Below are 25259 nucleotides of genomic sequence, written 5' to 3' on the forward strand. Positions count from 1 at the left end.
GTGTCTCAGTCCCAGTGTGGCTGATCATCCTCTCAGACCAGCTACTGATCGTCGCCTTGGTAGGCCGTTACCCCACCAACTAGCTAATCAGACGCGGGCCGATCTTCCGGCAGTAAACCTTTCCCCAAAAGGGCGTATCCGGTATTAGCCCTAGTTTCCCAGGGTTATTCCGAACCAGAAGGCACGTTCCCACGCGTTACTCACCCGTCCGCCGCTGACCCCGAAAGGCCCGCTCGACTTGCATGTGTTAAGCCTGCCGCCAGCGTTCGCTCTGAGCCAGGATCAAACTCTCACGTTGAAGAGATTGATCTAAGCTGATCACAACTACTTGACAGAGGCTCACAATCATCCCGGCATCACTGCCCGGATATGTGAGCTTCCGAAGCGTTAGACAGCTCGCTTCTCTCGTTGATCCGGCTCTCGCCGGACCCGCAAGGACAAGCGCCGTCCACGCTTCTCTTTCCCGTATTCACTTGTCAAAGAACGGCGCCTGTTTACACAAGTGCCATTTGAAGATCAACAAAAAACTACTCGGCGCTCACCGACCGTTGCTTGCAGTCTTCAGTGGAAGTCCGTCCGAGCGGCCCGCCCTGGCCGGGCACCGCGTCGGGAGGCGCCGTATAGGGCGCCAGAAATCGGCTGTCAATCGCCCGTCTTCTTCGACCGCCGGAGGCTGGCGGGCGCGGTCGTCCGCGTGTGCGGACACCGCTCCCGGATCCGGCAGAGCCCCCGCGCGCAGAGACCCGTCGCCGCGCCAGCCTGCCAGCACACCCCTCCGCGATCCGGACGAGGGGCCTCGCTCCGGATCGCGCGTCAGAGCGGGCCGCACGATGAGTGCTCATGGAAACGATCCGTTTCGATAGTTTCCATTTCTGACTGCGCGTGCTTCGCTCAAGATGGATCCATCGGCGCGACGTCGGGGCCCTGCACGGGCCGCGGGGCGCCAGTGCACCCACGGAAGGACCCCGCCATGGCCGTCGAAGCATCCGGTGCCGCGAGCGAACTCGTTCAGGTCGTCTCCCTCCTGGCGGCCGGCGTCATCGCCGTCCCGCTGTTCAAGCGGCTCGGCCTCGGATCGGTCCTCGGCTACCTCCTGGCAGGACTGGCGATCGGGCCCTTCGGGCTCGGCCTATTCACGGACGCCCACGCCATCCTCCACGTGGCGGAGCTCGGCGTCGTGATGTTCCTCTTCATCATCGGGCTGGAGATGGAGCCGTCCCGGCTCTGGGGCATGCGCCGCGCGATCTTCGGGCTCGGCCTGGCCCAGGTGGGCGCCTGCATCGCCGCCCTCACCCTGGTCGGACTCGCCCTCGGCTTCTCGATCACCGTCGCCTTCGTGGCCGGGACCGGCTTCGTGCTGACCTCCACCGCGATCGTCATGCAGCTCCTGGAGGAGCGCGGCGCGCTCTCGACGCCGAAGGGTCAGCGCATCGTGGCGATCCTGCTGCTGGAGGATCTCGCCATCGTGCCGCTCCTCGCCGCCGTCGCGCTTCTGGCGCCGGGCGGGAGCGCCGCGAGCGCGACGGAGCGCGCGGTCACGGTCGCCATCGCCCTGCTCTCGGTCTGCGCGCTCGTTGCCGCGGGGCGCTGGCTGCTCAACCCGCTGTTCCGCCTCCTCGCCGCCGCCAAGGCGCGCGAAGTCATGACGGCCGCGGCCCTCCTCGTCGTGCTCGGCTCGGCCCTCGCGATGCAGCTCGGCGGCCTCTCGATGGCGATGGGCGCCTTCCTGGCCGGCGTCCTGCTCTCGGAGTCGAGCTTCCGCCACCAGCTGGAGGCCGATATCGAGCCGTTCCGCGGCATCCTGCTCGGCCTGTTCTTCCTCGGGGTCGGGATGTCCCTCGACCTGACGGTGATCGCCGCGAATGCCGGCCTGATCCTGGCGGGCGTCGCCGCCTACATGACCGTGAAGGGCCTGCTCATCTACGGCGTGGCCCGGGTGCTGCGCGCCTCCCACGCCGAGTCGCTGGAACGCTCGGCCCTGATGGCGCAGGGCGGCGAGTTCGCCTTCGTGCTGTACGCGGCCGCCGCGAGCGCGGGTATCATCGACGGCACGACCAACGCCGTCCTGACAGCCACCATCATCCTGTCGATGGCGATCACGCCGCTGGTGGTCGTCGCCTTCGATCGTCTCGGTCCCAAGGCCGTTCCGTCCATCGACGGCGTCGAGGCGCCCGAGGACCTCGTGGGCAGCGCCCTGATCGTCGGGTTCGGCCGCTTCGGCCAGATCGCCAGTCAGCCGCTCATCGCGCAGGGCTGCTCGGTCTCGATCATCGACACGAACCCGAGCAACATCCGTCTCGCCGAGGGGTTCGGTTTCAAGGTCTATTACGGTGACGGCACCCGCCTCGACATTCTGCACGCGGCCGGCGCCGCGACGGCGCGGGCGATCCTGATCTGCGTCGACGACACCGCGATGGCCAGACGCGTCGCGGAGATCGCCAAGGCGGAGTTCCCCTTGGTGCCCGTGCTGGCGCGCGCCCGGGATCGCGAACACGCGGTCGAGCTGATCCAGGCGGGCGTGGCCTACCAGATCCGCGAGACGGTCGAGTCGGCTCTGCTCCTCGGCGAGCAGGCGCTCCTGACGACCGGAGCCGAGCCGGAAGCGGCCAGCGCGATCCTGGCGGAGGTCCGGCGCCGCGATGCGGAGCGTCTCGATCTGCAGGTCGTGGGCGGCATCTACGCGGGTCGGGACCTCATTCACGGCAACAAGCCCGGCTCGGCGCACGCGGCCGGCTAGGCCAGCGACCGGGCCTCGGTGCCGTGCCTGCTGAAGGCGCGCCGGTCTCGGCAGGCACAGGGGGCGGCCAACCCGTAGAACGCGAGCGCGTGCCCGGAGCCTTCGGAGGACGGTGCGCGGGTCGACGGCGACGCGCCAGCCACAGGCGGGAATCCGGCCACGGAGGCATTCCGGGTCGCCGCCGCGGGCGAGCCCGGAGCACAGGTACAAGCGCCGCTCCAGCATCGCGGCGCCGGCCGGTGTGCCTGGGGAGGGCGACACGCCGCCGGCTTCCCCACGGCTTCCCGTCTCGCGGCGCCAGTTGCATCCCGAGCCCGCCTGGAACAAAATGTGAACCCTGGGTCAGGCGCGGCGACAGCCCGAGCGGTCAGCGACATGTCATCTCCGAGCTCCGGTCGCACGCTGTTCTTCTTCGAGAAGCCCTCGGCGATGCGCCAGTTGCAGCGCTTCTTCCGCTCGCCGAGCACGGTCTGCGTGGCCGCCGAGGGACATCTGCTGTCGGCCGAGGAGCCGGGCAGCATCCGGCCCGAGTGGAAGCCCTGGCGCTTCGACCTCCTCCCGATCGTCCTTCCCACGATCCCGGTCGGCTACGGCACGAACCGGTCCGGGCAGTCGCACGCACCGAAGATCGCCGCGATCCGGCAAGCGCTGAGCGGCGTGGACCGCGTGATCATCGCCACGGATCCGGGTCGCGAGGGCTCGATGATCGCGTGGGAAGTGCTCGAGCATCTCGGCTGGAACGGCCGGGTCGACCGGCTCAAGCTCGGCGCGCTCGACGAGGTCTCGATCCGACGCGCCTTCGCGGCCCTGGCCAAGGATCCCGCCTCGGGCGAGCGCGACTACGCCGCCTATCTCGAGGCGCTCTGCCGGCAGTACGAGGACTATCATCTCGGCCTGAACGGCACGCGGGCGATCTCGCTGCGCCTGCGCCCGCCCGCCTTCCGGGAGCCCTGGCGCTTCGGCGGCGTCCAGACGCCGACCCTCGCCATCCTGGCGGACCTGGAGGAGCGGATCCGGTCCTTCGTGCCGCAGGACTTCTTCAAGGTCGCGCTGCACCTTAGGACCCATGCAGGCGCGGAGATCACCCTCTGGCACGCCCCGAAGGAGCGGATCCTCGATGCGGCGGTCGCTGAGACGATCCGGTCCGCCGCGGCGACGTGGTCGGGCCCTCTGGCGGTCGCGCACAGGGATGTCCGGCGCGCGCCGCCCCGGCTGTTCTCGAAGGACACCCTGGCGCGACGCTGCGCCAAGCGGTTCGGCTGGGACCCGCAGCACACGGCCGGCATCGCTCAGGACCTCTACGATCAGGGGTACCTCAGCTACCCGCGCACGGAGTCGGAGCACCTGCCCGAGGGCCAGGCCGGCGATGCCGCCGCGATCATCGCGGCCGTCACGACCGTCCTGACCGACCTGAGCACAGTCGTTCCGCGCGACGCTGCGCCGCTGATCCGTCGCGGCCTGAAGGGCCACTACGTCGCGGATCCGGGCGAGCACCACGCCATCGTGCCCCTGCGCAAGGCGCCCGAGCGCGGCCGTCTCAGCACCGATCAGTTCCGCTTGTGGGAACTCGTGGCGAAGGCCTATCTCGCCGCGCACCTGCCCGACGGGGTCGACGCGCGCACGAGCGTCACGGCGGATGTCGCGACACCGCTGGGCGTGAGGCGGTTCGCCGTCTCCGGCAGCGTCGTGCGCGCCCCGGGTTGGCGCGCGCTCTACGGCAGCGAGGCCGAGCTCGAAACGGATGCCGTGCCCGGCAAGACCAAGCGCGAGGCGGAAGCCACCGCCACCCGCCTGCCGCTCGTGACCGACGGCGAGGGCGCCTCCGCCGCGACGGCGGAGATCGCCACCGCGAAGACCGAGCCGCCGCGGCGGATCACCCGAGGCGAATTGCCGGTGGTGATGGGCCGGCTGATCGACCAAGTGGACGATCCGGCCGCCAAGCGCGCCCTGGAAAACCCCGCCAACCCGAACGAGCCGAAGGGTCTGGGCACGGCCGCGACGCGCGACACGATCCTGCCCAAGCTCCTGAAGAGCCGCTACATCACGCTGTCTACCGGCAAGGATCCGGCCATCGAGGTCACCGAAGTCGGCCTGACCTTCGTCCGCGCGGTGCGCAGCGTGTTCCCGGCCTACGGAGATCCGGTCGGGCGCGCCATGTTCGAGGCGGAGCTCGCCGAGATCGGCCGGGCGGTGACGCGCGCCGAGGCGGTCGCGCGCGCGACCGCCTTCCGCCAGCGCACCCGCGCCCGCCTCGACGACCTGATCGCAGCGATCGCGCAGGCGCCGACCGTCAGCCTCGATCCGAGCCTGATCCCGGCCGGTCAGGGCGACCAGCGGCCGCCGACGCCGGCCATGGTGGCGTTCGCCGTGAGCCTATCCGAGCGGAAGGGCGTGACGCTGCCGCGTGGCTGCAGGAGCAGCATCAGCGTCTGCCGCGCGTTCCTCGACACCCATGCCGGGCCGCGTGGCGGACAGGAGGACGACGCCGGCCGCGCAGACGGCCGGCGGAGCCCGAGCGCGGCGATGGTCGGCTACGCGCGCAGCCTCGCCCAGCAGCGCGGCATCCCGTGCCCGCCGGACGCGGAGACGGACTTCGACGCGTGCCGGCGCTTCCTCGACGCGCACGCCGCGCGGCCAGGGCAGGGGAGGGACGAGGCGAACGCCGGAGGGGCGAAGAGCAAGAGGTCCGCGGAGCGGGAGAAGCGGCGGGGCCGTGTGGCACGGACACCGCGACCGGCAGCGGCACGCCGCCGGGCCTGAAGCGCCGCGGCGGGAGTGACCGGATCGCGGCGTTCGTCCGCGACGCCGACTTTGCCCCGTCTCGGTGGCGCCGGCCGCCCGGCCTGGCGCGCGCCTCAGGCGGCCTCGGGGTCCTCGGAGCGCAGCCAGCGCGCGATCGCGGCGACCACGTGGGCCTGCTCGACGGCGGTCAGTGCCCGGCCGGCGGGGATCGCGTGCCACTTGGCCAGGCAACCGCGGCAGCAGGTTGCCGTCGCGTGCTGCGCCGTGAAGACGGGATGACCGCGAAAGGGCGTCTGCTTGCCGTCGTTCTTCGGCTCGGCGGACGCGAGGCGTCGCCGCACGAAGTCCCGCGGGTGGTCCAAGACCGTCGGGAGCCCCTTCTCTCGCAGGTAGACCCGATCGGCGATCGCCAGCCGGAAGCGTCGCCGGAACGCGGATTGCGGGAGACGGTCGAACACCTCGTCGAGCGCTCGCATGCGCGCAGATCCCGGTCTACCGATCGCCAGTCGGGCCGGCATGGCTTCGGCCCCGAGCGGTATTCCATGCATCCATCAGACGCCATCGCCGTCGGAATCGCGGGCTGGAGCCTGCCCAAGGCCTACGCGCCGCAGTTCCCAGAGGCGGGCAGCCATCTGGAGCGGTAGGGACAGCGCTTTTCCGCGGTCGAGATCAACACCGCCTTCTATCGGCCCCATCGGGCGACGACCTACGCGAGATGGGCTGCGGCGGTGCCGGACGGGTTCCGCTTCGCCGTGAAGGTGCCGCGATCGATCACGCACGAGCGGCGCCTCATCGGCGTGGATGAGCCCCTCGCGCGCTTCCTCGGGGAGGTCACGGGCCTCGGGACAAAACTCGGGCCGCTGCTGCTCCAGCTCCCACCGAGTCTGGCCTTCGACGGCCCGTCCGCGGCGACCTTCCTATCGGGATTCCGGCGGCGCTTCCCGGGCGACATCGTCTGCGAGCCGCGCCACGCCACGTGGTTCACAGAAGATGTCGACCGCCTGCTCGTCGGCCTCGCGATCGCCCGTGTCGCGGCCGACCTCGCGCCGGTCCGGAACGCCGGCATGCCCGGTGGCTGGCCGGACCTCGTCTACTATCGGCTCCACGGCTCGCCGCGCATGTACTACTCGGCGTACGAACCGCGCGTCCTGTCCCGGATGGCCGAGCGCCTCGGAGCGCACAAGGCCCTCGGCCGACGCGCGTGGTGCATCTTCGACAACACCGCGGAGTTCGCCGCGATCGGTGATGCCCTCGACATGCTCGCGCGCGTCGAGACCCGACAGGGATCCGATTCATGAAACAACAGACATTGATCTCACAATTCTAGGGAGGATTTTCCCCCGCCGGCACAGCCGGTCTTGTCGGGAGAGGCGGCCCCGACAACGGACGCCGTCGTTCCTGAGAAGGTCAGACCCCGCAGAGAACCGAGCCGTGGCGATCCGAGCGCTCGATGTGGAACCGCCCGGAGCGTGTGTGCCGAGGAGCCGATTCAGGCCGATCGACCGACGTAAGCGGAGACATCGGGCTCCTCGGAGCGCCCATCGAACAGCTTCGCGGTGACGCGGCGAACGGCGGGCCTGCTCGCGACGTTCAGGGCCGCGTGAAGGAGACGGATGCCGATCCGCGTGCGCGGGTTCATGAGCTTCGGCGCGAGCTTCGGGACACCCTGCGCCCTCTCGACATACGGGCGCATGACCCGCTCGTAAGCCGCGAAGCCCGCCGCGACCGTGTCGGTGCGCGCCAGCTCACCGGCCAGCACGCAGGCGCCGGTGACGGCCAGCGTCGTGCCGATGCCCGCGAGGGGCGTCGCGCACCAAGCCGCGTCGCCTGTGAGCACGACGCGTCCGGACGACCAGCGTTTCATCCTCACCTGGCGCAGGACGTCGAGGTAGAAATCGTCCGCCGCGTCCAGGCCCGCCACGACGCGCCCGGCCTGCCACCCGGCACCGGCGAACCGCGCCCGCAGGAACGCCTTCTGGCGAGCGATATCCCAGTCCTGCTCGCCGCCGGGCGGCTGACGGAGCGTCAGCATCGCGCGCGTCGTGCCGTGCCGGTCCGGCCGCAGCGAGATGCTGCGGCCGCCCGTGGCGTTGAACCAGCGCCACATCCGGTCGTCGCCGGGGATTCTGGGAATCGTGAAGTACGCGATGGTCAGATCCATCCAGCGCGGCGCGTACTCTCCGGGAAAGACGAGCTCGCGGGTCGATGAGCCGACGCCCTCCGCCACGATCACCGCGTCGTAGCGTTCCGTCTCGCCGCCCGCGAAGGTGACGGCGACCGCGTCCCCGTCCTCCGCGAGGCGGGCCACACGGTCGCCGAAGAGGTAGCGGGCCCGCTCCCGGGCCGGCTCGTAGAGAAGGCGCGCCAAGTCGCCGCGCAGGATCTCCATCTCGGCGGTCGGCCCATCACCCTCGGCCCCGGCGACGTCGAACCGCGCGGCGACCCGTCCCCGGCCGTCGATCCAGGCCGTGCCCTCCTCGCCGGTGCCGCTGTCGAGGGCGGCCCGTTCCAGACCCATCCGGCGCAGCACCGTGCGACCGACACCGCGCACATCGACGTTCTGCCCACCGTCCCGGAAGGCGGGCGCGCGCTCGACGACGGTCACGTCGAAGCCGCTGCGGCCGAGCCACCAAGCCACCGTGTTGCCGGCGATGCTAGCGCCGGTGATCAGGATGCGACGCGCCATACGGAAACCACTCCCGGGGACCCAACAGCGCCCGGTGCAACGGGTTGCCGGCGACGAGCGCGGCTGTTCGCGGCGGGACGCTCCCGTCTCGGCAGTGCCGACGGTGGGATCGCCACCCGGCTGTGCAGCGCCGCGGAGGCGCACCCGCTCCGACCCGCGGCGGCGCCGATCCCCTCGACAGGTCTCGCCGCGTGCCCAACATGAGCGCGACGATCGTGCCGATCGTCCCGCGCGGGACGCGCGCGGAACTCGGTCTGGTCTGCTCAAGGCTGACGTGAGACCGGCGCAGGCAGGGATTTCAGGGCATGACAGGGGGACACGCAAGGTCCATCGGCGGTCCGGGTACTGGCGCGCGGTCGGGTGACGCCGGTGCGGAGACGCGCGGATCCGCTGCTCCGGCCCGCCACGCCGTCGCGCGGGCCGATGGCGGCCTCCCCGGTGATGGCCGCGCGCCCTGCGAAAGCCGGAGAGACCGGACCCGGCGAACACGGCGCGTCGGCGCGCTCTGCGCCCTGATGATCGCGGCGCCGACGGCGACGCGCGCCGAACCGGTGCCGGCGCTTCTCCGGGACTGGACCACGGCCAACGGCCTCTGCCGCGGCGGCTCCGGCGACGATCCGCGCACGCAGGCGGCCTGCGAACGGCGCGACGGCCTCGATCGCCGGCTCGCCGCCGCGGGCTGGTGCTACGGACGCCCGGCCGACACCGGCGCCCAGAGAACCTGGCAGCCCTGCGGCGACGGCACGCGACAGCCCGCACAGGCCGGGACGGAGACCCCGCAGGGCGCGGCGCGGCGCGCCCTGCTCGATGTCGCCCGGGGCCCCGCGGAGACCGGGCGGGGACAGCCGGTGCAGTTCGTCGTGCACGCCCTGAACCAAGTCGGCCCCTGGGCCTTCCTCTTCGCGCGGATGCAGCGGCCCGACGGCCGACCCCTCCCTCGCGCCGCGGACGATCTCGACTCGAATGACTACGCCGCGCTGCTGCGCCAGGACGGAAACGGCTGGCGGGTCGTCGACTTCGCCGTGGGACCGACCGACGTCGCGTGGGAAGGCTGGGACCGGCGCTACGGGGCGCCGGCCTCCGTCTTCGCGGTCCGCTGAGGTTCGTCCCCGCCGCATGAACGGAGAGACGCCCACGCGCCGACGCCTTCGGCTCTTCGCGGTCCGGCCGATCCGGGCCGCTGTCCCGGCGCCGGTGTCGGCTCCCGCCAGGACCCGGGAGGCCCGGGCATGATGGCCGCGCGGCGCTGGCTAAGCGCGACGGGGCTCGCGCTGCTTCCGACGACTTCCCAGGCCGCCCTGCCGCCGTCCTGGCAACGCGTGCGTGAAGTCCAGGCCGTCGCGGAGGCGGCCGCGCGGGTGCTGGGATCGCGTCCGATCGATGCAGTCGAGCGCGTCGACGGGGAGCGCTACCGCGTCCGGGCGGGTGACTGCCGGGTCACGGTCCGCGTCGTCGTCCGCCCCCGAGCACAGCCGGGACCGCAGCCCTTCGACGCGATACCGGACGCTCCGGACTGCCCCTAAAATCACCACGGGCTTCATCCCTGCGCCGCGGCGTCGAGCGCCTGAGAGGCCTCGGAGAGGTCGCGGCCGCGCACCCGCGGCGCGGCGCTCGCCCATCAGACAGGCCGGCCCGGCGAGCCGGCGTGCATCGCGCCGATCACGGCGAGCAGACCGAGCAGAACCATGAGCACGGAGTAGTACTGCATCGGGATCCAGAACAGGGTGTGGCGCGGGCGCAGGATCACCGTCTGCCCCGTGCGCGGGTCGAGCAGTTCGCGGCCCGGCCGGCCGTTCAGCCGGGTGCCGAGCCACCAGTTGAAGCCGGCCGCCACCACCCACACCAGGATGACGCCCGTGGGCGTCGGGACGCCCAGGCGGGCGAGCGCCGGATCGAGCAGCACGCTGCCGATCAGGCCCGCCGCCGCGATCAGCGCCGTCAGCATTCCCCAGCCGGACCAGATGATCATTCCCGGACATCCCCTGTCTTGGCGAACGGTCCCGCCTCGCGGGACGCGGTTCCTCCGGCAGGCGCCGGCACGAGGTTGCAATGGGCGGCCCAGTCGCGTTTTCGCCGGGTCGCGGGGATTGTCCGACGCCGAGACTGGTATCGACCGGCATCCCGCGCGGACCGTCGGTCGCCCTCCCGGCCGCGATAGCCGCGGTGCAGATCGGCGGTCATCAGGGTCCGGGCGCGGGTCGGGTCGACGGCGAGGCTCATGCGATCGGCGGATCAACTCACGTCAGGCATCGTCGCGGGCGACACCTCGCACGGCCCGGTCCCGCCGGCAAGCTGACCCGTGACCGAGGGGCAGGATCACCGGAACGGCTGCACGGCCGTCTAGACGTTCATCGACGACCCTCTCGTCGCCGCTGACCAGATCCCGTCGACGACCGGAGCGTCGGCGGCCCTGCCTCGCAATGCGCGAATACCGCCGATCTACCTGGAGCCGGACAATCCGAAAAGGATCGCCACGCCCGCGACAAGGAGCGGCGCCCAGAAATGGACCAGGCCGCCGCCGCTCCAGACCGAGAAGGTCTCCCGGCACCCCGTCGTGTTCATCGCACATCCCAGGGGGACGAAGTACATGAACCACACGAATGTTGCGATGACGAGAAGTGTCCCGAAAATCAGCGCGGCGCCCCGCATCGACAACATCCTCATGCGCGCCTGGTCCGGGCGCGCTCCGCTACGGCCCGGGGCCACGATCGGATCCCACCCTGCCAGGACCGACGTCTCCTGTCGCTCCATGACGGGTGCGTCCGCGAGGTTCGCGTGAGAGCCGCGACAGGGATCTCGCGGGATCCGCGCCGGAGCGCACCGCGAGGCGGGGGCCCGCGCCCGTGACCGGCCGCGGCCGGATGAGAGGCGCGCCGCGGATCCGGCCCGTCCGCTACCGGTGAGTGGCCGCGGAGGCCGACGCCGGTGTGCAAGGGCCGAGCCCGGAGCGCCCGCGGCGGCCGTCCGGGTCTGGCGCTACCGCGGACCGCCGCCGCGCCGCCGCGCGATCTCGTGTCCCGCGCTGTCGAGGGCGCCCGACGGCGCGAGGCCGTCGTTCGGAACGGCCTGCATGCCATCGTGCGCGGTGCGCGAGGTCGGTCGCGCGAGACCGTGATCGCCGGCGGCCTGCTTCATCGCCAGCGCCCTGCGGGAGCTCGTGACCAGGCGACCGCGCGCCCGGGCGGTCCGCCTGCGCTCGCTCTCCTTGCTGGCGCGCTTCACCGCGGCTGCCAGCACCGCGGCCTTCCGGCGGGTCCCGGTATTGTCGGTCGCGGCGCGCGCGCCGGACGGGGCGGCCTTGCCGCGCAGCTCGCGGCGCTGCCGGCGGGAGATATCCCGCGCACGGTCGCGGCTTGCCCGAAGACGCGCGACCAGCTCCGCCAAGCCGCCGTCATCGGCCTCACCGAGCCAGGGGTGATGCGAGCGCGCGACGAGATCGGCCTCGTCCACGCTCAGGAGACGGGCTTCGTGACGGCTCGATCGGGACATGGGCACTCCTGTGCTGAATGAGGGGTGGCGACAGCGGACGGGCGGATGGCGGGCGGCGATCAGTCGGGGCCGCCCAGGGTCGGTGTCCGGCGCAGCGCCGTCTCGCGCAGGGACCGGTCGGCGTAGGTGCCCTGCACCGCCGCGCGACCGCCGTGGTCGAACAGGTCGAGCATCAGGGCGCTGTGGATGAAGCCGAGATGGCTGAAGGCCTGGGGGAAGTTCCCCAGGAAGGCGCCGTCCGGCGCGACCTCCTCGGCGTAGAGGCCGACGTCGTTCTGGAGGGCGCGCAGGGCGTTGAAGCGCAGCCGCGCCTCCGCGTCCCGGCCGAGCCAGAGCAGCGCGTCGACCAGCCAGAAGGCGCAGAGCAGGAAGGTGCCCTCGTGGCCGGGCAGGCCGTCGTCGTTCCGGTAGCGGTAGACGAGGTGGCCGTGCCCGAGGCGCTCGATGACGACGTCCACGGTCCGGGCGAAGGCGGCCTCGTCGACCGGGAAGCCGACCAGGGGCGCCATCAGCAGGGCGGCGTCGACGTCGTCACCGCCGAGATATTGCGGGTAGTAGCCGTCCCGGTGGATCCCCGGGCCGTTCACGCAGGCGACGATGCGGTCGCGCTCCCGGCACCACGTCTCGCGCGGGCCGAACAGGCGGATCGCCCGGTCCAGGGCGACCCAGTTCATGATCGCCGCGTGGAGGTAGCGCTGCTCGGGCTTGCGCGGCTCCCAGAGACCCGCGTCGGGCCGGTGCCAGTGCGCGGCGGAGATGTCGGCCAGCCGGGCGCCGTGCCCGAGCATCGCCTCCGGGAGCGTGCCGCCCAGGCGTGTGTAGAGGTAGAGCAGGTCGAGCACCTGCCCGTACGCGTCGGCCTGATGCTGCTCGGCGGCCTCGTTGCCGGCCCGCACCGGCGCGCTGCCCCGCCAGCCCTCGAAATGCGCGATCGTGGTCTCGGCGAGGTCGGCCTCGCCCGAGACGCTGTAGAGCGGCCGCAGCCGCCCCTCCGCCCGCGCGCAGAGGTCGGACACGAACCCGAAGAAGGCCTCGGCTTCGCGCAGCATGCCGAACTTCTTCAGGACGTAGAAGGACAGGCACGCGTCGCGGATCCAGCAGAACCGGTAATCCCAGTTGCGGATCCCCCCGATCTCCTCGGGGAGGGAGGTCGTGGCCGCCGCGACCATCGCGCCGGTGGGCGCGTATGTCAGCGCCTTGAGCACGAGCGCCGACCGGATCAGCTCATCGGCGAGCGGTCCCGTGTAGGCGGCGTCCTGCGTCCACAGCACCCAAGCCTTGCGCGTCCGCTCCATCAGGGCGCGCGCGTCCGGCGGGGCGTCCGGCAGGGCATCGCCGTAGAGGCTGAAGCTCCGCGCCTGCCCGCCCTCGAGGACGAACCGCGCGGCGGCCCCGGCGCCGTCCCGCACGAGTTCGACATCCGCGACGAGGCCCGGGCATCCCGGTGCCGTCACCCGGCCGCCCGCGATCTCCGGCGGCGCGAAGGACTCGGCGAAGCCCGCCAGCGGCCGGTAGGCGACCACCATCGGGACACGGCCCGACACGCCGCTGACGAGCCGGACCAGGAGCGGCCGGTGCGTACCGCCCTCCGGCCCGACCATGAAGTCGTGCAGGGTCACGAAGCCGTCCGGGGTGGTGAAGGTGGTCTCCAAGATGTTGCTGCGGCTCAGGTACTGCCGCGCCGTCTCGTACCGCCCCTCGGGGCGGATGGAGAAATGGCCGCCGCGCCGGCGGTCGAGCAGCCGGGAGAAGGCCGGGTCGGCGTCGAAGCGCTCCAGGCAGGCCCAGTCGATCGATCCGTCGCGGGCGACGAGCGCGCACCCCTCGCAGTTGCTCAGGAGGGCGTAGGCTTCGATCGGCTGATAGGGGCGCTCGCCCGCGTCGGTCATGAAGTCTCCTGGGTGTTGCGCTTCGACGCGCCGGCTGATGTCGGGCGAGGGCGGGCGAGGACCGCGGTCCGGCCCGGTCAGGCGCAGAGCCGGAAGGCCGGTTCCAGCAGCCCCCGCGCGCCCACGTCGATCAGGATCGTCCGGCCATGCTCCGGATCCTCGGCGCGGTCCGCCACGTCCATGCCCTCGTAGGCGGACGTGACCAGCAGGCGGTCGAGATCGCGTCCCGCGAAGGTCGGACAGGTCGGCTGCCGCATCGGCACCGACACGGTGCGGACCCGCTCGCCCGCGGGGCTGTAGGCGTCGAGGCAGCCGGCGCCGAAGCGCGCCGTCCAGATCAGGCCCTCGGCATCCACGGCGGCGCCGTCGATCGCGCCCTCGCCGCCGCGGTGGTCGAAATGGATCTCGACCGGTCCCCGCGGCAGCCCGGTCCTCGGATCGAGCGGGACGCGGTGAAGCACGCCGACGTCGGTATCGACGAAGTAGCCGGTGGCGCCGTCCGGCGAGAAGCTGATGCCGTTGGGGATCGTCAGGCCGCCGAAGAGGCGGTGCACCTTCGTGCCGGCCACGTGATAGATCGAGCCGCGCCCCTTGGTGGCGTCGCGGTCCATCGTGCCGATCCACAGCGCGCCGCTCGGATGGACGCGGCCGTCGTTGGACCGGTTGTCGTGCAGATCCTCCTCGAGGGGGCAGAGCATCCGGATATCCCCGTCCCGGATCGACCGGACGTAGAGACCGTCCTCCGCCGAGAGCAACTGGTGGGCGCCGTCGATCGCCGCGATGTCGCTGACCTGGACGGGCAGGACGTGGACGAGCGCCTTTTGGGCGCTCGCGATCGGCTTCTCGAACAGGCGCGCTTCCAAGATATCGACCCACCACGCCGTCCCGGTGCGCGGATCGTAGCTCGGTCCTTCACCGAGGTGGCAGCGCACCTGGCTGAGAATTCGGATGTCGTGCGGAGGACGCAAATGCTCGTTCCCGTTCGTGTCGGTCGATGTTCGAGGCGGACCTGTCGCGACGACGTCAGCACTTGTCGCAGACGCTGCCGAGGACCGCGTCGAGGTCCTTCTGCCGTCGCGTCCGTTCGCGCGGATCGTGCAGCGGCGCGGCCCCCGCGCCGGGCGGCACCGTCTGCCCCACCGACGAGCGGTACGGCGCGTTGATCGTGGTCTCAGGGCCGCCGCCCGTCCCCGTGAACGCGGCTGCCAGCGCCGCATGGATGCAGATGAACGGCGCGATCAGGCCGATGATCGCTCCACGGGTCATCGCTTGTCCGACAGTCATGGCGAGCCTCCCGATTCAATCTCCGATCCGATCTGCCTGCGCGGTGATGCGCGCCTCGTCCGCGGGGCGAGAGCCGACGACCGACGGGAGATCCACGATCGACCACGCTGCCATCGGTGCGGGGGTGCTCCCCGCCGGCCCGCGACCTGCGCACCTCGCCGACCAAGAGCAGCGACGCCCTCTCCATGTAATCGTCGTTTAATCCGCAGTCTCGGCAAAATCATCAACCGTGACTTCACGCATCATTTCGTGCCGCGATGGCAAAGTAGATGGTGACATGCAATCGCGGAGTGCCCTCACGCACGCATCGGCGCGGATTAAACGCGGCGCGCAGTTCAGCGATGGATGTCGGGAAGGATCATCCGTCACTCAGACAGATGCGCGCTGTCCCCGTCACGCCCTGCCGGCCAGCTCTTCGGGCGGGCACACGAGCCCGGCGCCCACGGCGATCCAGACGAGGTGTGCATCGGTTCGGGCACCGAGCTTGGCGCGGATCCCGGACAGGTTGTTGTGCACCGTCTTCAGGCTCAAGCAGAGGGCCTCGGCCACGGCCTGCGCCGTCATACCCCCCGCGGTCAGGCTCAGGATCTCGACTTCCCGCGGGCTCAGCGCGTCGACGGCCGAGCGCCCGCCCGCCACCTCGTCCTGGGCGATCGCGTGGGCGATGTCAGCGCTCATCGCCCGCTCGCCGCGCAGCACGGCCGCCACCGCCGCCAGCAACGCCCGCGGCGGGCTCGCCTTGGTGACGTAGCCGCACGCCCCCGCGGCGAAGGCTCGGCGCGCGACGACGGCTCCGGTGCGCATGCTGAAGACCAGGATGCGGGCCGCCCCGTCCCACTGGCGGATGTGCCGGATGGCCTCGATGCCGCTCGGCCCCGGGAGCGACAGGTCGAGGATCACGAGATCCGGCCCGTGCGCCTTGTACTGGCGGTAGGCCTCCGCCGCGCTCGCCGCCTCCGCCGTCACGACGAGTCCCGGCTGTCGCTCGATCAGGCGGCGATAGCCCTCGCGCACCACCGGATGGTCGTCGACGAGGAGGATGGACGTGGGCATGAGACGTCTCAGACCGCGGTCGGGACGGTCGCGCAGGCGCGGATCCCGCTGCCGGTACCCGTCAGCGTGAAGCTGCCGCCGAGGGCGGCGAGCCGCGCGCGGATGCCGACGAGGCCGCGGCCCGTGCCGGAGGCCGTGCGCGAGACATCGCCCTTGCCGTCGTCGTCCAGCGTGAGCGTCACCGTCCGCGTTCCGGTCTCCGTCCGGACGACCCGCAGGAAGATCCGGCTCGGACGCCCGTGGCGGAGGGCGTTCGTCAGCAGCTCCTGCGCGATGCGGTAGAGGCTCGCCGACACGGTCACGGGCATGTCGGCGAGGTCGCCGGCCACGTCGAGATGGAGGGCCGGGCCGGACCTGAGTTGCGCCCGCCAATCCGCCACGAGGTCCCGCAGCGCGTCCTCCAGCCCGGTCTCGGCGAGGTCGGGCAGTTCGAGGCGCGCCAGCGCCCCGCGCAGGCTCTCCCGCATGGTGGCGAGGACGACCTCGATGCCGCGCGCGTCCGCGCGCAGATCCTCGCGGTCGTCGGGCGCGGCGAGTTCGATCGCGGCCGCCCGGGCGCCCGCGGCGGCGAGGCACTGGCCGAAGGCGTCGTGCAGGTCCCGCGCGAGCGCCTGCCGCTCCTCTTCCTGCACCGTGACGAGCCGCTGCATCAGCTCCGCGCGCGCGGCCTCCGCGCGGGCGAGCCGGTCGGCGAGGTCATCGCAGGCGCGTGCGATCCGGTCGAACTCGGCGGCGGCGAAGCGCGGCAGCGGCGACCGGGTCCGGGCCGCGTCGAGCCTCGCCAGCCCGCGCACGATCTGCCCGGCGGGCGCGACGAGGCGCGTGACCGCGAGCCAGTTGAGGAGCAGTGTCGCCGCCGTCAGAGCGAGCGCGAGCCCGCCCGCGAGACGCACCCGCTGCCAGACGCGGGCCGCCGCGGCGATCGGATCGGGCCAAGCGGTGACGCTGCCGATCGTGCGCTCGCGGAAGACGATCGCGCGGATCGTCGGCGCGGCCGCGGCGTCCCCCGCGACCGCCTCCCGGAACCACGCGGGGGCGGCGTCGAGGCCATCCCAGTCGCCGCAGACGCGCCGCGGCAACTCGACGCCGAGCTGGATGTCGGCGCAGATCCCCGGGAGGATGGTGAGGAGGGCCGGTGCGGGTTGCGGCGGCGCGGCGGGCATCGCGACCGGACCGGCGCTGCCGAGGCCCGGCTGACGCGCGAGCTGCGCGGCGATCCGCTCCGCCGAGGTCGCGGCCTCCCGCTGCAGGCTCGCCTGGGCCGCGAAGCCGGTCCAGGCGACCGCTCCGGCCAGGCACAGGAGGGCGACCACGAGGAGGCGTAGGCCGAGATGCGCGGGCAGGCTCATGGGGGCGAAACGGCCGGACTCGAAGCGACGTGCCGATCTGGCACCGGGAAGGGCCCGGCGCGCAAGCCGCGCCGAGGCAGCGCGGGAAGAATACCCGGCCGTGCGCGGGAGGATATCCCTGGCCCGCGCCCCACGCGCCCCGCAGGATGGCGGCGTCCCGTCTCCCGCGGAGCCCGCCATGGCCTCTCACCTGTCCCGCCGCAGCCTGCTCGCCGCCGCCGCCCTGCTGCCGCTCGGCCTGCACCGCCCCGGCGCGGCCGCGACCGGAACCCCGCCCTACCGGGTCGGCGCCTTCACCGTGACGCCCCTGCGCGACGGGCTGTTCCCGCTGGAGCCGCGCATGATGCCCGCGGCCGAGAGCCTGGCCGGACGGGCTCTGTTGACGGGGGCCGGTCTTCCCGGGGACGGTCCGTCGCCGGAGCCGGTCAACGCCTTTCTGATCCGGTGCGGCGCGCGCCACTGGCTGCTCGACGCGGGGTGCGGAACGGTCTTCGGACCGGACTTCAACCGGGTGACCGCCGCGCTGGCGGCGGAGGGCGTGCGGCCCGACCAGGTCGAGACCATCTGGCTGAGCCATCTCCACGCCGACCACGTGGGCGGTCTCCTGACGCCGGGCCGCCTGGCGCGGTTCGCGAACGCCGAGCTCGTGGTGCAGGAGCGCGAGGTCGCCTACTGGTCGGATGCGGGAGCGCGGGCCGCCGCGCCCGACGCCCTGCGACCGATGTTCGAGACGGCGCAGGCCGTGCTCGCCGCCTACCCCGATCGGATCCGCCGCCTCTCGGGCGAGGCCGAGCTCGCCCCCGGCATCCGCGCGATGCCGCTCCCCGGCCATACGCCGGGTCACATGGGCGTGCTGATCGCGGACGGCGCGGACCGGTTGCTGATCTGGGGCGACGTCATCCACTCGCGGCTCCTGCAGATGCCGCACCCGGACTGGACCGTCATCTGGGACACGGATCCGGCGGAGGCGATCGCGACCCGCCGGCGCATCCTCGACCGCGCGGCGGCGGAGGGCCTGAGCGTGACCGGGATGCACCTCGCCGCCCGCGGGCGGATCGAGCGGGACGGGGCGGGCTACGCGCTGATCTAGAGGATCCGGTTCGTGCCGCCGGGTCCGGCTGAGCCCGCGATGCGGCGGGACGACGCCGTCAGCCGCGGCCCCAGTCCCGCAGGTCCCGGACGAACAGGTCCGGCGCCTCCATGGCGGCGAAATGGCCGCCGCGGGGCATCGTCTGCCAGCGCGAGACCGCGTAGCCGCGCTCCAGCCACTCTCGCGGCGGCGCGGGCGTGCGCGGATCCGGGTAGGCCGCGAAGGCCGTCGGCACCGTGACGCGCCGCCCCGGCGGCATCCGGCGCACACCCTCCTGCTGCGCGCCGGCGTAGAACCACGTCGCCGTCGCGAAGGAATCAGTGAGGATGTAGAGCAGGGCGTTGGTCAGGAGCTGATCGTTCGTGAAGACCTGCGCGAAGGGCCGCTCCCGCAGGTCGGCCCAGTCGTGGAAGCGCTCGACCAGCCACGCCAGCTGCGCCACCGGCTCGTCCGCCATGGCGTAGCCGAGCGAGAGCGGCCTGGTGCCCTGCAGCTGCGCGTAGGCCCCGAGCGCCTGCTGGGTGGCTCCGGCCTGCTTCTGCCAAACCCGCTCCGCGGCGCTCTCCGGCTCGGCATCGGGCTGCACCAGCAGGTAGTTCAGGTGGATCGCCTCCAGCGACGCGGCGTGGTCGAGGCCGAGCCAGGCCGCGACCCCGGCGCCCCAGTCGCCGCCCTGCACCCGGTAGCGCGGGTAGCCCAGAGTCTCGCGCATCAGGCGGTCGAACAGCCGCGCCGTGCTGCGCGCGCCGATCGGCACGGCGGGTTTGCCCGAGAAGCCGAAGCCGGGCAGCGCCGGGATCACGAGATCGAACGCGTCCTCCGGCCGCCCGCCGTGGCGCGACGGGAAGGCCAGGGGCTCGATCACCGACCAGAACTCGTAGATCGAACCCGGCCAGCCATGGATCAGCAGCAGCGGGCGCCGGCCTTCCGCCTCGCCGACGACGTGGACGGCGTGCAGGTCGAGATCCTCGACGCGGGCCAGGATCTGCGGGAAGCGGTTGAGCTCGGCCGCGGCCGCGGCCTCGTCGAAGCCGTCGAGCCAGTGGGCGCACAGGTCGGCCAGGACGTCCGGATCGCAGCCGTAGCGCCAGCCGGCCCCCGTCGGCAGGCGCGGCATGCGGTAGGCCCGCACGCGCTCCCGCACCCAGGCCAGCCGGTTCGCGTCCCAGGCGACGGTGAAGTCTCGCATGATGCCTCCGCTCGGCTCCGCGTCCCGGGAGCGTGCCGATAACGGCCGTCCCGTTCGCGCAACGTTGATCCGGGTCAACGCGGCCGGGCCGGGACGGTCGCGCCGGGATCGCCCCGGCCGGCACGACGGCTGTTGGCGGCGCGATCGCGCGAGGGCCCCCGGCGGCCGGCTTCGGTGCCCGTCCGGGACGCGGACCCGACCGGAGCGCCGCAGGCAGGGTACGTCAGCCGGGCGAGACGCGTCGCGACGTCAGCGCCCGCCGCGCCAGGAACCCGGCCGCGCTCATGGCGAGGATCGCGGCCGCGTAGAGGTCGGCGGTCGTCACGTAGCCGATCCGGCGCACGAGATACCCGGCACAGATCACCGGGAGGCTGAACGCCAGGTAGCTCTCGACGTAGTAGCTCGCGAGGAGCTCCGCCCGCTCGCTCGGCTTCGCCAGCGGGACGATCGTGCCGAGGGCGCCGAGGAAGCTCGTCCCGAAGCCGGCCCCGCCGACCAGGGTCCCGCCGATCAGGACCGGCACGCTCCCGCCGTGCATGCCGGCGAGCACGATGACGAGACCGGCGGTCATGGCGAGCGTCCCGATCGTCAGGTTGGCCGCGGCGTCCCGGCCGCGCCGCTGGAGGACCGCGAGGGCGCCGGCGACCATCAGGGCCGCGACCATGACGCCGCTCGTCAACGGGGTCCGGCTGCCCGTCGCGGCGACGACCAGCGAGGGAACGATGGAGAGGTAGAAGCCACCGAGCATCCAGGTCGCGATGTTGGTCGGCGTGATCGCGGCGAGCGGCCGCCTGGCCTGTGGCGGAACCACGACGCGCGGCCTCAGGGCCCGCAGGGCGCCCGCGCGGCGCTCGCCGGTCTCGGGCGTGAGCCAGAGGAGAGCGGCCTGCGCGGCGAACACCGCGCCCAGGATCGCGTAGACGAGGTGGAGAGGGTGCGGGCCGTACTGCACGAGGGCGCTGGTTCCGAGCGCGCCCGCCGCCATCCCGATCAGCGGCATGATCGCGTTCACGAGTTGGGCCCGCGCCCGGTCGACGTCGACGAGCGCGGCGCCCAGCGAACTCGCCGCGATGCCGGTCGCCACGCCCTGGACGAAGCGCGCCGCGATGAGTCCCCAAGCCCCGCTGGCCGTCGTGAACAGGGCCATCGCCACCAGCTCGAGGAGCAGCGCGCCGAAGATCACCGGTCGTCGGCCCAGATGGTCCGAGATCGACCCGGCGACGAGGAGCGCCTTGAGGAGCGCCAGCGCGTAGACGGCGAACACCGCGGTCGTGAGCACGGGGGAGAGCGCGTAGGTCTCCTGGTAGAACCGGTACAGCGGCGTCGGAGCGGCGGACGCGGCGAGGAAGGTGCCGAGCACCGCCGCGTGGAAGAACAGCGTGCCGCTGCCTGCGACAGCCACAACTTTCAGCTTGCGGTCCCTGGTCATTGGCGAACCTAAAGGCTAATCCGTTGCGTTTGATGCGTAGGCCCTCCGCGCCACAAACGCAATATCTTTGCGTTTGTGGCGCCCCAGATGGCAGAGTGCAGGATGACGACGAGGCAAGGGCCGCGTCCGGGCGGCCGCAGCGCGCGGGTGCAGACCTCGGTTCAGGCGGCCGTGCGCGCGCTCCTGACCACGACGGACCGTTCGGAGATCACGGTGCCCCTGGTGGCCGCCGCGGCCGGCGTGACGCCGTCGACGATCTACCGCCGGTGGGGCACGCTCGCCGAGCTCTTGGCCGATGTCGCGGTCGAGCGGCTCCGTCCCGACGGCGAGCCGGCCGATACCGGGAGCGGCCGGACCGATCTCGAGGCGTGGGCGGAGCAGTACGCGGACGAGATGTCGTCCGCACCGGGGCGGGAGATGATCCGGGACGTCCTGGCGGCGGCGGACGCGAACTGTGCCCAGCGATGCTGCAGCTTCACCCGCGATCAGATCGCGATCATCGCGGATCGGGCCGTGGCCCGCGGCGAGGCCTTCCCGGACCCCGAGGCGGTGCTGGACGGGGTCGTCTCGCCGATCCTCTACCGGATCCTGTTCGGGACCGCGCTGGAGCGGGAACGGATCCTCGAGCTGGTCGACCGCACCCTGACGGCGCGCGAAGCGACCTGACCCGAGGCGCCGACCCCGTGCACCGACCTCGCGGAGGAGGCCGGGCTCCTGACCTCAGTCGCCAAGGGGCGCGACGAGCGGCCTGTCAGAGCGGCTCCACGGGCTGGGCGCGCGTCCGCTCCTTTCCGCGGGTCGCTATCGCGGGTTGCGCCAGCGACGCGCTCGCGTAGCCCGCGGGCGCGACGGCGAGGATCGGTCGCCAGGTCGAGGACCACGCGCGCAGCGGCTCCGGATCGCCGCGGAAGGCCAGGTCGAGAAAGGCCAGCGTCCCGGCGGCGGTCGCCGCCTTGACCTGCGGGTTCAGGTTCAGACCGCCCGTGAGGGGACGGTCGGTGAAGATGCTGTGCGAGCCGCCCTGGAAGACCGCCAAGGACTTCCGGGGCGTCGCGATCGCCTCGTACACGGCGAGGCGGTCGCTGAACGGCGAGGTGCGACCGGGCAGCTGGATGACATCCTCGGTCGCCGTCACGTGCAGGGTCGGGATCTCGACGGCGCCCAGGACGGCCCGGAGGTCGCGCTCGCCGTAGAAGGGCGGCGCCGAGATCACGATCCCGGCCGCGATCCGCGGATCCCGCGCCTGAAGGGCGTGCCCGTCGCGGACGACGCGCGCACCCGCGGCGATCAGAGTCGTGTTGGCGCCGTAGGAATGGCCGGCCGCCACGATCCGGCGCGGGTCGATCCGGTCTCCGAAGGCGCCCCCCTCCTGAACGAGGAAGCGGTCCAGGGCGAAGCGCAGGTCGCGCGCCCGGGCGATCGCCTCCCGTTCCTGCGCCGCCCGCTCGATCCGGTCGAGCAGGGCCAGGGGATTGCCGGTCCAGACGGAGCTGTCGCTGCCGACGTGCTGCAGGTGCAGGCTCGCGATCCCGTGGGACGACCAGTGCCGACCGAGATAGCTGTAGCCGGTCCGGGACTGTCCGAGACCGTGCGAGAACACGACCAGCGGGACGCGCCGCCGGAGGGACGACGTGTTCGGCCAGTACAGGCGTACCGGCACCGGTCGCTGGCGCGCGCCGTCGACCCAGTCGAAGTCGACGATCCGGACGTCCTCGACGACGGGCTCCGCCGCGGCCGGCCGCGTCACACCCGCGGCCAGGATTCCCAGCAGCATGGCGCCGACCTGCCGACGGTTGGGCAACGGCCGTGCCGCTGTCGGACCGGAAGACTCGAGCATGAGGAGGGCTTTCGCGAGAGGAGGGGAGCCAGGAGGGTTCGCAGAGCCGCGCATCGCCGGCCGCAGCCCGATCACGACGCGCCCTCGCCCCCCGGCGCGCGCCAACCGAATTCCGTTCGCCGACGGAGGCCCCGACGGCGAACGAGGCTGCCGATATCGGCAGGAAGGGGCGGGCGCCCGACCGGACTCCGCACCGCGTCCCGAGACCGCGCATCAAAATCGCACTCGGTGTAAAAAATATAATTGCACCGCGTGCAACTTTGCAAGTGCGGAATCGCATGTCACAACGCCGGCATGGGGAGCCCGCCACCGAAGCCCGGCAGCCTGCGCGCGCGAAAACGGCAGGAGACTCTGGAACGGATCGCCGAGACCGGCCTGCGGCTGTTCAGCCGGCACGGCTACGAGGCGACGACCCTGGACGCGATCGCCGAGGCGGCCGGCATCTCGCGTCGAACCTTCTTCTACTACTTCAAGTCAAAGGAAGAGATCCTGCTGGACTGGCAGATGCGCGGCTTCGGCGCGGCGCTGCGCAAGGCCGTCCTGGCCCAGCCGGAGGGCAAGGTCCCGGTCGAGGCCGTCCGGGACGCCCTGCTGGCGCTGTCGACGGGTTTCCGGACCCGGGAGTTCATCAGTATCGATCGCGTCATGCGGTCCAGCGAGACCCTGAAGGCCCGCAAGCAGGCGGCCTACGGCCTGCACGAGCAGGCCCTGCATGCCGCGCTGATCGAGCGCTGGCCGGATCCCGTCCGCAGCGCCCCGCTGCGCCTCGTCGCCATGGCGTCGCTCGGTGCGATGCGCTTGGCGATCGAGGCCTGGATCCAGGCGGGCGGCGACCGTCCCGTGGACGCCTTCCTGCGGGCGGCCTTCGCTGGTCTCACGGCCGAGTTCTGCACACCGTCCCGATAGTCCCGCCGCGATCGGCACGCCGCCGCGGCCCCGCGGTGACCGGCGCGACGCCGTCACCGCCCATCGGCCGGCAGCGCGACGAAGGGATCGCAGGCGGCAACGCCGAGCGGCGCGAAGTGCCGCACGTTCCGGGTCAGGACCGTCCAGCCGTTGCAGCGCGCGGTGGCGGCGATCGCGAGATCCGCGAAGCCGGGCGCGTGCCCCTGTCCGCGCGCCAGATCGGACAACCCGCCGATGTGGCGCGCGACGGCGAGGTCGATCGGGAGGACCTTGGCGGCGTACAGGTGCAGCAAGGTCTCCAGCCACGCCGCGAGGCGCTCGGCCTTGCGCGCGGCACCGTCCCTGCGGCTCTTCGCGATGCCGTCCTCGATCTCGGCGATCGTGACGACCGAGAGGTGGAGCCCCGCGCTATTCCGGTCCATCCAGTCGATCAGTGCGACGGCCGGAACGGCCTTGGTCGGCGCGCCGGCCGAGAGCACGTTGGTGTCGACGAGGTACACCGCCTCACAGCTCGGCGCTTCTGAGCCCGCCGGACGGAGGGGCGAGGTCGTCCGCCGCGACGGGCGCGGCCATGAGCAGGCGGCCGAACGACGGGACGCGGGACAGCCGCTGCCAGTCCTCGAAGCTGAGCAGCACGGCCTCGGGGCGGCCGTGGCGGGTGATGATTGAGGGCGCGCCCTGCTTCGCTTGGTCGATGACGGCCGACAGCGTCGCCTTGGCGTCCCGAAGCTGGATCTCCTGCATGGCGCCCTCCGTGACCACTGTAGTCATAATGGGTGTCCACGTTCCGATCTGCAAGGACCGCCCGCGGCCCGTCGTCGGTACCCGGCCCCGGCGGCTCGCCGGGGCCGACCCGTGTCCGGCACGCAACAGTTGATTGCAGACCAGATTATGCCCCTTGCGGTTGCAGCGCTTTAGGCCCACCCATGTTAGTGTTAACTGAATACGGGTGCTCGGGTGGCAGCTTTTAAGCCCCTAGACGGGCAAACAGCCTCGGAAACCTTCCAGACGGCGCTGGACGCGCTCGACGTCGTCGGCCGCTGGGAATGGGACGCGGGCGTCGATCGGGTGCGGGCCGACGCCTTCGTCGCCCTGGTGTACAATGTCGATCCAGCCGAGGCCGAGGAAGGCGTCCCGCTCGGCCGCTACATGAGCAGCATCCACGCGGACGATCGCGAGCGGATCGATGATCTGATTCGGCGCAGCGCCCGCGAGGGGACACCGTACCTCGCCGAGCATCGGGTGACCTCGGCGGACGGTCGGACGCGCTGGGTCCTGGTGCGCGGGCGCTTCACCGGCGATCATGTCGGGCGGCTCCAGGGCGGCAGCGGCATCCTCCTCGACATCACCCGGATGCGGATGTTCGAGGACATGGCCGACGAGGCCGTGCCGCGTGCGGAGACGTCGCCCCTCGAGCTGGCAGCGGATCATGCCATCGCGGCGATGTACGCGATCAGCGAGTTGCGGGACGCGGAGCTCAAGGTGCAGGCCGAAGCGCTGCTGATGACGCTGGGCCGCAGGCTCGCCCTCCAGGAGGTCCAGAACCGGCACCGCCAGATGAACTGATCGCGGCGCGCCG

At 72.2% G+C, this 25259-nt stretch carries 23 protein-coding genes, 1 rRNA gene and 1 pseudogene; 9 read left to right on the forward strand and 16 right to left on the reverse strand.

Going from position 1 to position 25259, the window contains the following annotated elements:
- Positions 1 to 298: ribosomal RNA gene (locus ACLBX8_RS10330) — 16S ribosomal RNA — on the reverse strand; the annotation flags it as partial.
- Between the two features lie 672 nt (positions 299 to 970).
- Here ACLBX8_RS10330 and ACLBX8_RS10335 point away from each other — a divergent pair.
- Together ACLBX8_RS10335 and ACLBX8_RS10340 are read left to right on the forward strand one after the other, a co-directional pair.
- Entirely contained in the window at positions 971 to 2737 is a 1767-nt protein-coding gene (locus ACLBX8_RS10335; protein WP_447699372.1) for a monovalent cation:proton antiporter-2 (CPA2) family protein, read from the forward strand.
- Between the two features lie 375 nt (positions 2738 to 3112).
- Positions 3113 to 5497 carry a type IA DNA topoisomerase gene (locus ACLBX8_RS10340; RefSeq protein WP_447699371.1) on the forward strand — a complete coding sequence of 795 codons (2385 nt, stop codon included), beginning with the start codon at positions 3113 to 3115 and terminating at the stop codon, positions 5495 to 5497.
- Between the two features lie 95 nt (positions 5498 to 5592).
- On the opposite strand, the gene ACLBX8_RS10345 is transcribed toward ACLBX8_RS10340, so the two are convergent.
- Entirely contained in the window at positions 5593 to 5955 is a 363-nt protein-coding gene (locus ACLBX8_RS10345; protein WP_447699370.1) for a DUF4186 domain-containing protein, read from the reverse strand.
- 66 nt (positions 5956 to 6021) lie between these two features.
- Between ACLBX8_RS10345 and ACLBX8_RS10350 the strand changes: the two are divergent.
- Positions 6022 to 6777: pseudogene (locus ACLBX8_RS10350) on the forward strand (DUF72 domain-containing protein).
- A 191-nt stretch (positions 6778 to 6968) separates the two neighbouring features.
- Here the strand turns inward: ACLBX8_RS10350 and ACLBX8_RS10355 are convergent.
- Positions 6969 to 8165, reverse strand: coding sequence for an FAD-dependent monooxygenase (locus ACLBX8_RS10355; RefSeq protein ID WP_447699369.1), 1197 nt, complete (start codon positions 8163 to 8165; stop codon positions 6969 to 6971).
- Between the two features lie 551 nt (positions 8166 to 8716).
- On the opposite strand from ACLBX8_RS10355, the gene ACLBX8_RS10360 reads away from it, so the two are divergent.
- Complete coding sequence (locus ACLBX8_RS10360; protein WP_447715057.1) at positions 8717 to 9265, forward strand: hypothetical protein; 549 nt, start codon at positions 8717 to 8719, stop codon at positions 9263 to 9265.
- A gap of 129 nt (positions 9266 to 9394) precedes the next feature.
- Entirely contained in the window at positions 9395 to 9688 is a 294-nt protein-coding gene (locus tag ACLBX8_RS10365; protein ID WP_447699367.1) for a hypothetical protein, read from the forward strand.
- Positions 9689 to 9783: 95 nt separating this feature from the next.
- On the opposite strand, the gene ACLBX8_RS10370 is transcribed toward ACLBX8_RS10365, so the two are convergent.
- The 8 genes from ACLBX8_RS10370 to ACLBX8_RS10405 all read right to left on the reverse strand — a co-directional run bounded on the left by ACLBX8_RS10370 (position 9784) and on the right by ACLBX8_RS10405 (position 17229).
- Complete coding sequence (locus ACLBX8_RS10370; protein ID WP_056531099.1) at positions 9784 to 10134, reverse strand: hypothetical protein; 351 nt, start codon at positions 10132 to 10134, stop codon at positions 9784 to 9786.
- A 470-nt stretch (positions 10135 to 10604) separates the two neighbouring features.
- Positions 10605 to 10727, reverse strand: coding sequence for a hypothetical protein (locus ACLBX8_RS10375; protein WP_447699366.1), 123 nt, complete (start codon positions 10725 to 10727; stop codon positions 10605 to 10607).
- Between the two features lie 414 nt (positions 10728 to 11141).
- A complete protein-coding gene (locus tag ACLBX8_RS10380; RefSeq protein WP_447699365.1) occupies positions 11142 to 11654 on the reverse strand; it encodes a hypothetical protein in 513 nt (170 codons plus the stop codon).
- A gap of 59 nt (positions 11655 to 11713) precedes the next feature.
- On the reverse strand, positions 11714 to 13543 hold the full coding sequence (locus ACLBX8_RS10385) for a glycoside hydrolase family 15 protein (RefSeq protein ID WP_447699364.1): 1830 nt from the start codon (positions 13541 to 13543) through the stop codon (positions 11714 to 11716).
- 77 nt (positions 13544 to 13620) lie between these two features.
- A complete protein-coding gene (locus ACLBX8_RS10390) occupies positions 13621 to 14511 on the reverse strand; it encodes an SMP-30/gluconolactonase/LRE family protein (protein WP_056531092.1) in 891 nt (296 codons plus the stop codon).
- A 55-nt stretch (positions 14512 to 14566) separates the two neighbouring features.
- The gene (locus ACLBX8_RS10395; protein WP_026605127.1) at positions 14567 to 14827 is read right to left on the reverse strand and encodes a hypothetical protein; all 261 of its coding nucleotides are present in this window, start codon (positions 14825 to 14827) and stop codon (positions 14567 to 14569) included.
- Positions 14828 to 15220: 393 nt separating this feature from the next.
- Positions 15221 to 15880, reverse strand: coding sequence for a response regulator transcription factor (locus ACLBX8_RS10400; protein ID WP_020094410.1), 660 nt, complete (start codon positions 15878 to 15880; stop codon positions 15221 to 15223).
- Between the two features lie 8 nt (positions 15881 to 15888).
- Entirely contained in the window at positions 15889 to 17229 is a 1341-nt protein-coding gene (locus ACLBX8_RS10405) for a sensor histidine kinase (protein ID WP_447699363.1), read from the reverse strand.
- Between the two features lie 178 nt (positions 17230 to 17407).
- Here ACLBX8_RS10405 and ACLBX8_RS10410 point away from each other — a divergent pair, with 178 nt between their 5' ends.
- Complete coding sequence (locus ACLBX8_RS10410; protein WP_447699362.1) at positions 17408 to 18319, forward strand: MBL fold metallo-hydrolase; 912 nt, start codon at positions 17408 to 17410, stop codon at positions 18317 to 18319.
- Between the two features lie 58 nt (positions 18320 to 18377).
- Here the strand turns inward: ACLBX8_RS10410 and ACLBX8_RS10415 are convergent, their stop codons facing one another.
- Both ACLBX8_RS10415 and ACLBX8_RS10420 read right to left on the reverse strand, forming a co-directional pair.
- Entirely contained in the window at positions 18378 to 19508 is a 1131-nt protein-coding gene (locus ACLBX8_RS10415; RefSeq protein ID WP_447699361.1) for an epoxide hydrolase family protein, read from the reverse strand.
- Between the two features lie 223 nt (positions 19509 to 19731).
- A complete protein-coding gene (locus ACLBX8_RS10420) occupies positions 19732 to 20937 on the reverse strand; it encodes an MFS transporter (protein ID WP_091981604.1) in 1206 nt (401 codons plus the stop codon).
- Between the two features lie 102 nt (positions 20938 to 21039).
- Here ACLBX8_RS10420 and ACLBX8_RS10425 point away from each other — a divergent pair, with 102 nt between their 5' ends.
- Complete coding sequence (locus tag ACLBX8_RS10425; protein WP_132368769.1) at positions 21040 to 21603, forward strand: TetR/AcrR family transcriptional regulator; 564 nt, start codon at positions 21040 to 21042, stop codon at positions 21601 to 21603.
- 85 nt (positions 21604 to 21688) lie between these two features.
- Here the strand turns inward: ACLBX8_RS10425 and ACLBX8_RS10430 are convergent, their stop codons facing one another.
- Positions 21689 to 22711, reverse strand: a complete 1023-nt coding sequence (locus ACLBX8_RS10430; RefSeq protein WP_447699360.1) for an alpha/beta hydrolase family protein — start codon at positions 22709 to 22711, stop codon at positions 21689 to 21691.
- 357 nt (positions 22712 to 23068) lie between these two features.
- Here ACLBX8_RS10430 and ACLBX8_RS10435 point away from each other — a divergent pair, with 357 nt between their 5' ends.
- Positions 23069 to 23680 carry a TetR/AcrR family transcriptional regulator gene (locus ACLBX8_RS10435; RefSeq protein ID WP_447699359.1) on the forward strand — a complete coding sequence of 204 codons (612 nt, stop codon included), beginning with the start codon at positions 23069 to 23071 and terminating at the stop codon, positions 23678 to 23680.
- A gap of 53 nt (positions 23681 to 23733) precedes the next feature.
- On the opposite strand, the gene ACLBX8_RS10440 is transcribed toward ACLBX8_RS10435, so the two are convergent.
- The gene (locus tag ACLBX8_RS10440; protein WP_447699358.1) at positions 23734 to 24180 is read right to left on the reverse strand and encodes a PIN domain-containing protein; all 447 of its coding nucleotides are present in this window, start codon (positions 24178 to 24180) and stop codon (positions 23734 to 23736) included.
- A 4-nt stretch (positions 24181 to 24184) separates the two neighbouring features.
- Positions 24185 to 24424 (reverse strand): type II toxin-antitoxin system Phd/YefM family antitoxin, encoded by a 240-nt coding sequence (locus tag ACLBX8_RS10445; protein ID WP_026605131.1) that lies wholly within the window; start codon positions 24422 to 24424, stop codon positions 24185 to 24187.
- 213 nt (positions 24425 to 24637) lie between these two features.
- Between ACLBX8_RS10445 and ACLBX8_RS10450 the strand changes: the two genes are divergently transcribed.
- On the forward strand, positions 24638 to 25246 hold the full coding sequence (locus ACLBX8_RS10450) for a PAS domain-containing protein (RefSeq protein ID WP_447715058.1): 609 nt from the start codon (positions 24638 to 24640) through the stop codon (positions 25244 to 25246).
- Positions 25247 to 25259: the final 13 nt, after the last annotated feature.

The sequence above is a fragment of the Methylobacterium sp. D48H genome (assembly GCF_053345715.1).

Excerpts from the sequence above, each read along its gene's own strand:
- ACLBX8_RS10385 (WP_447699364.1), bottom strand. The coding sequence starts at position 13,543 with ATGACCGACGCGGGCGAGCGCCCCTATCAGCCGATCGAAGCCTACGCC.
- ACLBX8_RS10340 (WP_447699371.1), top strand. The coding sequence starts at position 3,113 with ATGTCATCTCCGAGCTCCGGTCGCACGCTGTTCTTCTTCGAGAAGCCC.
- ACLBX8_RS10400 (WP_020094410.1), bottom strand. The coding sequence starts at position 15,880 with ATGCCCACGTCCATCCTCCTCGTCGACGACCATCCGGTGGTGCGCGAG.
- ACLBX8_RS10435 (WP_447699359.1), top strand. The coding sequence starts at position 23,069 with ATGGGGAGCCCGCCACCGAAGCCCGGCAGCCTGCGCGCGCGAAAACGG.
- ACLBX8_RS10375 (WP_447699366.1), bottom strand. The coding sequence starts at position 10,727 with ATGAACACGACGGGGTGCCGGGAGACCTTCTCGGTCTGGAGCGGCGGC.
- ACLBX8_RS10425 (WP_132368769.1), top strand. The coding sequence starts at position 21,040 with ATGACGACGAGGCAAGGGCCGCGTCCGGGCGGCCGCAGCGCGCGGGTG.
- ACLBX8_RS10355 (WP_447699369.1), bottom strand. The coding sequence starts at position 8,165 with ATGGCGCGTCGCATCCTGATCACCGGCGCTAGCATCGCCGGCAACACG.
- ACLBX8_RS10365 (WP_447699367.1), top strand. The coding sequence starts at position 9,395 with ATGATGGCCGCGCGGCGCTGGCTAAGCGCGACGGGGCTCGCGCTGCTT.
- ACLBX8_RS10445 (WP_026605131.1), bottom strand. The coding sequence starts at position 24,424 with ATGCAGGAGATCCAGCTTCGGGACGCCAAGGCGACGCTGTCGGCCGTC.
- ACLBX8_RS10395 (WP_026605127.1), bottom strand. The coding sequence starts at position 14,827 with ATGACTGTCGGACAAGCGATGACCCGTGGAGCGATCATCGGCCTGATC.
- ACLBX8_RS10405 (WP_447699363.1), bottom strand. The coding sequence starts at position 17,229 with ATGAGCCTGCCCGCGCATCTCGGCCTACGCCTCCTCGTGGTCGCCCTC.
- ACLBX8_RS10430 (WP_447699360.1), bottom strand. The coding sequence starts at position 22,711 with ATGCTGCTGGGAATCCTGGCCGCGGGTGTGACGCGGCCGGCCGCGGCG.
- ACLBX8_RS10380 (WP_447699365.1), bottom strand. The coding sequence starts at position 11,654 with ATGTCCCGATCGAGCCGTCACGAAGCCCGTCTCCTGAGCGTGGACGAG.
- ACLBX8_RS10420 (WP_091981604.1), bottom strand. The coding sequence starts at position 20,937 with ATGACCAGGGACCGCAAGCTGAAAGTTGTGGCTGTCGCAGGCAGCGGC.
- ACLBX8_RS10415 (WP_447699361.1), bottom strand. The coding sequence starts at position 19,508 with ATGCGAGACTTCACCGTCGCCTGGGACGCGAACCGGCTGGCCTGGGTG.
- ACLBX8_RS10370 (WP_056531099.1), bottom strand. The coding sequence starts at position 10,134 with ATGATCATCTGGTCCGGCTGGGGAATGCTGACGGCGCTGATCGCGGCG.
- ACLBX8_RS10345 (WP_447699370.1), bottom strand. The coding sequence starts at position 5,955 with ATGCGAGCGCTCGACGAGGTGTTCGACCGTCTCCCGCAATCCGCGTTC.
- ACLBX8_RS10410 (WP_447699362.1), top strand. The coding sequence starts at position 17,408 with ATGGCCTCTCACCTGTCCCGCCGCAGCCTGCTCGCCGCCGCCGCCCTG.
- ACLBX8_RS10335 (WP_447699372.1), top strand. The coding sequence starts at position 971 with ATGGCCGTCGAAGCATCCGGTGCCGCGAGCGAACTCGTTCAGGTCGTC.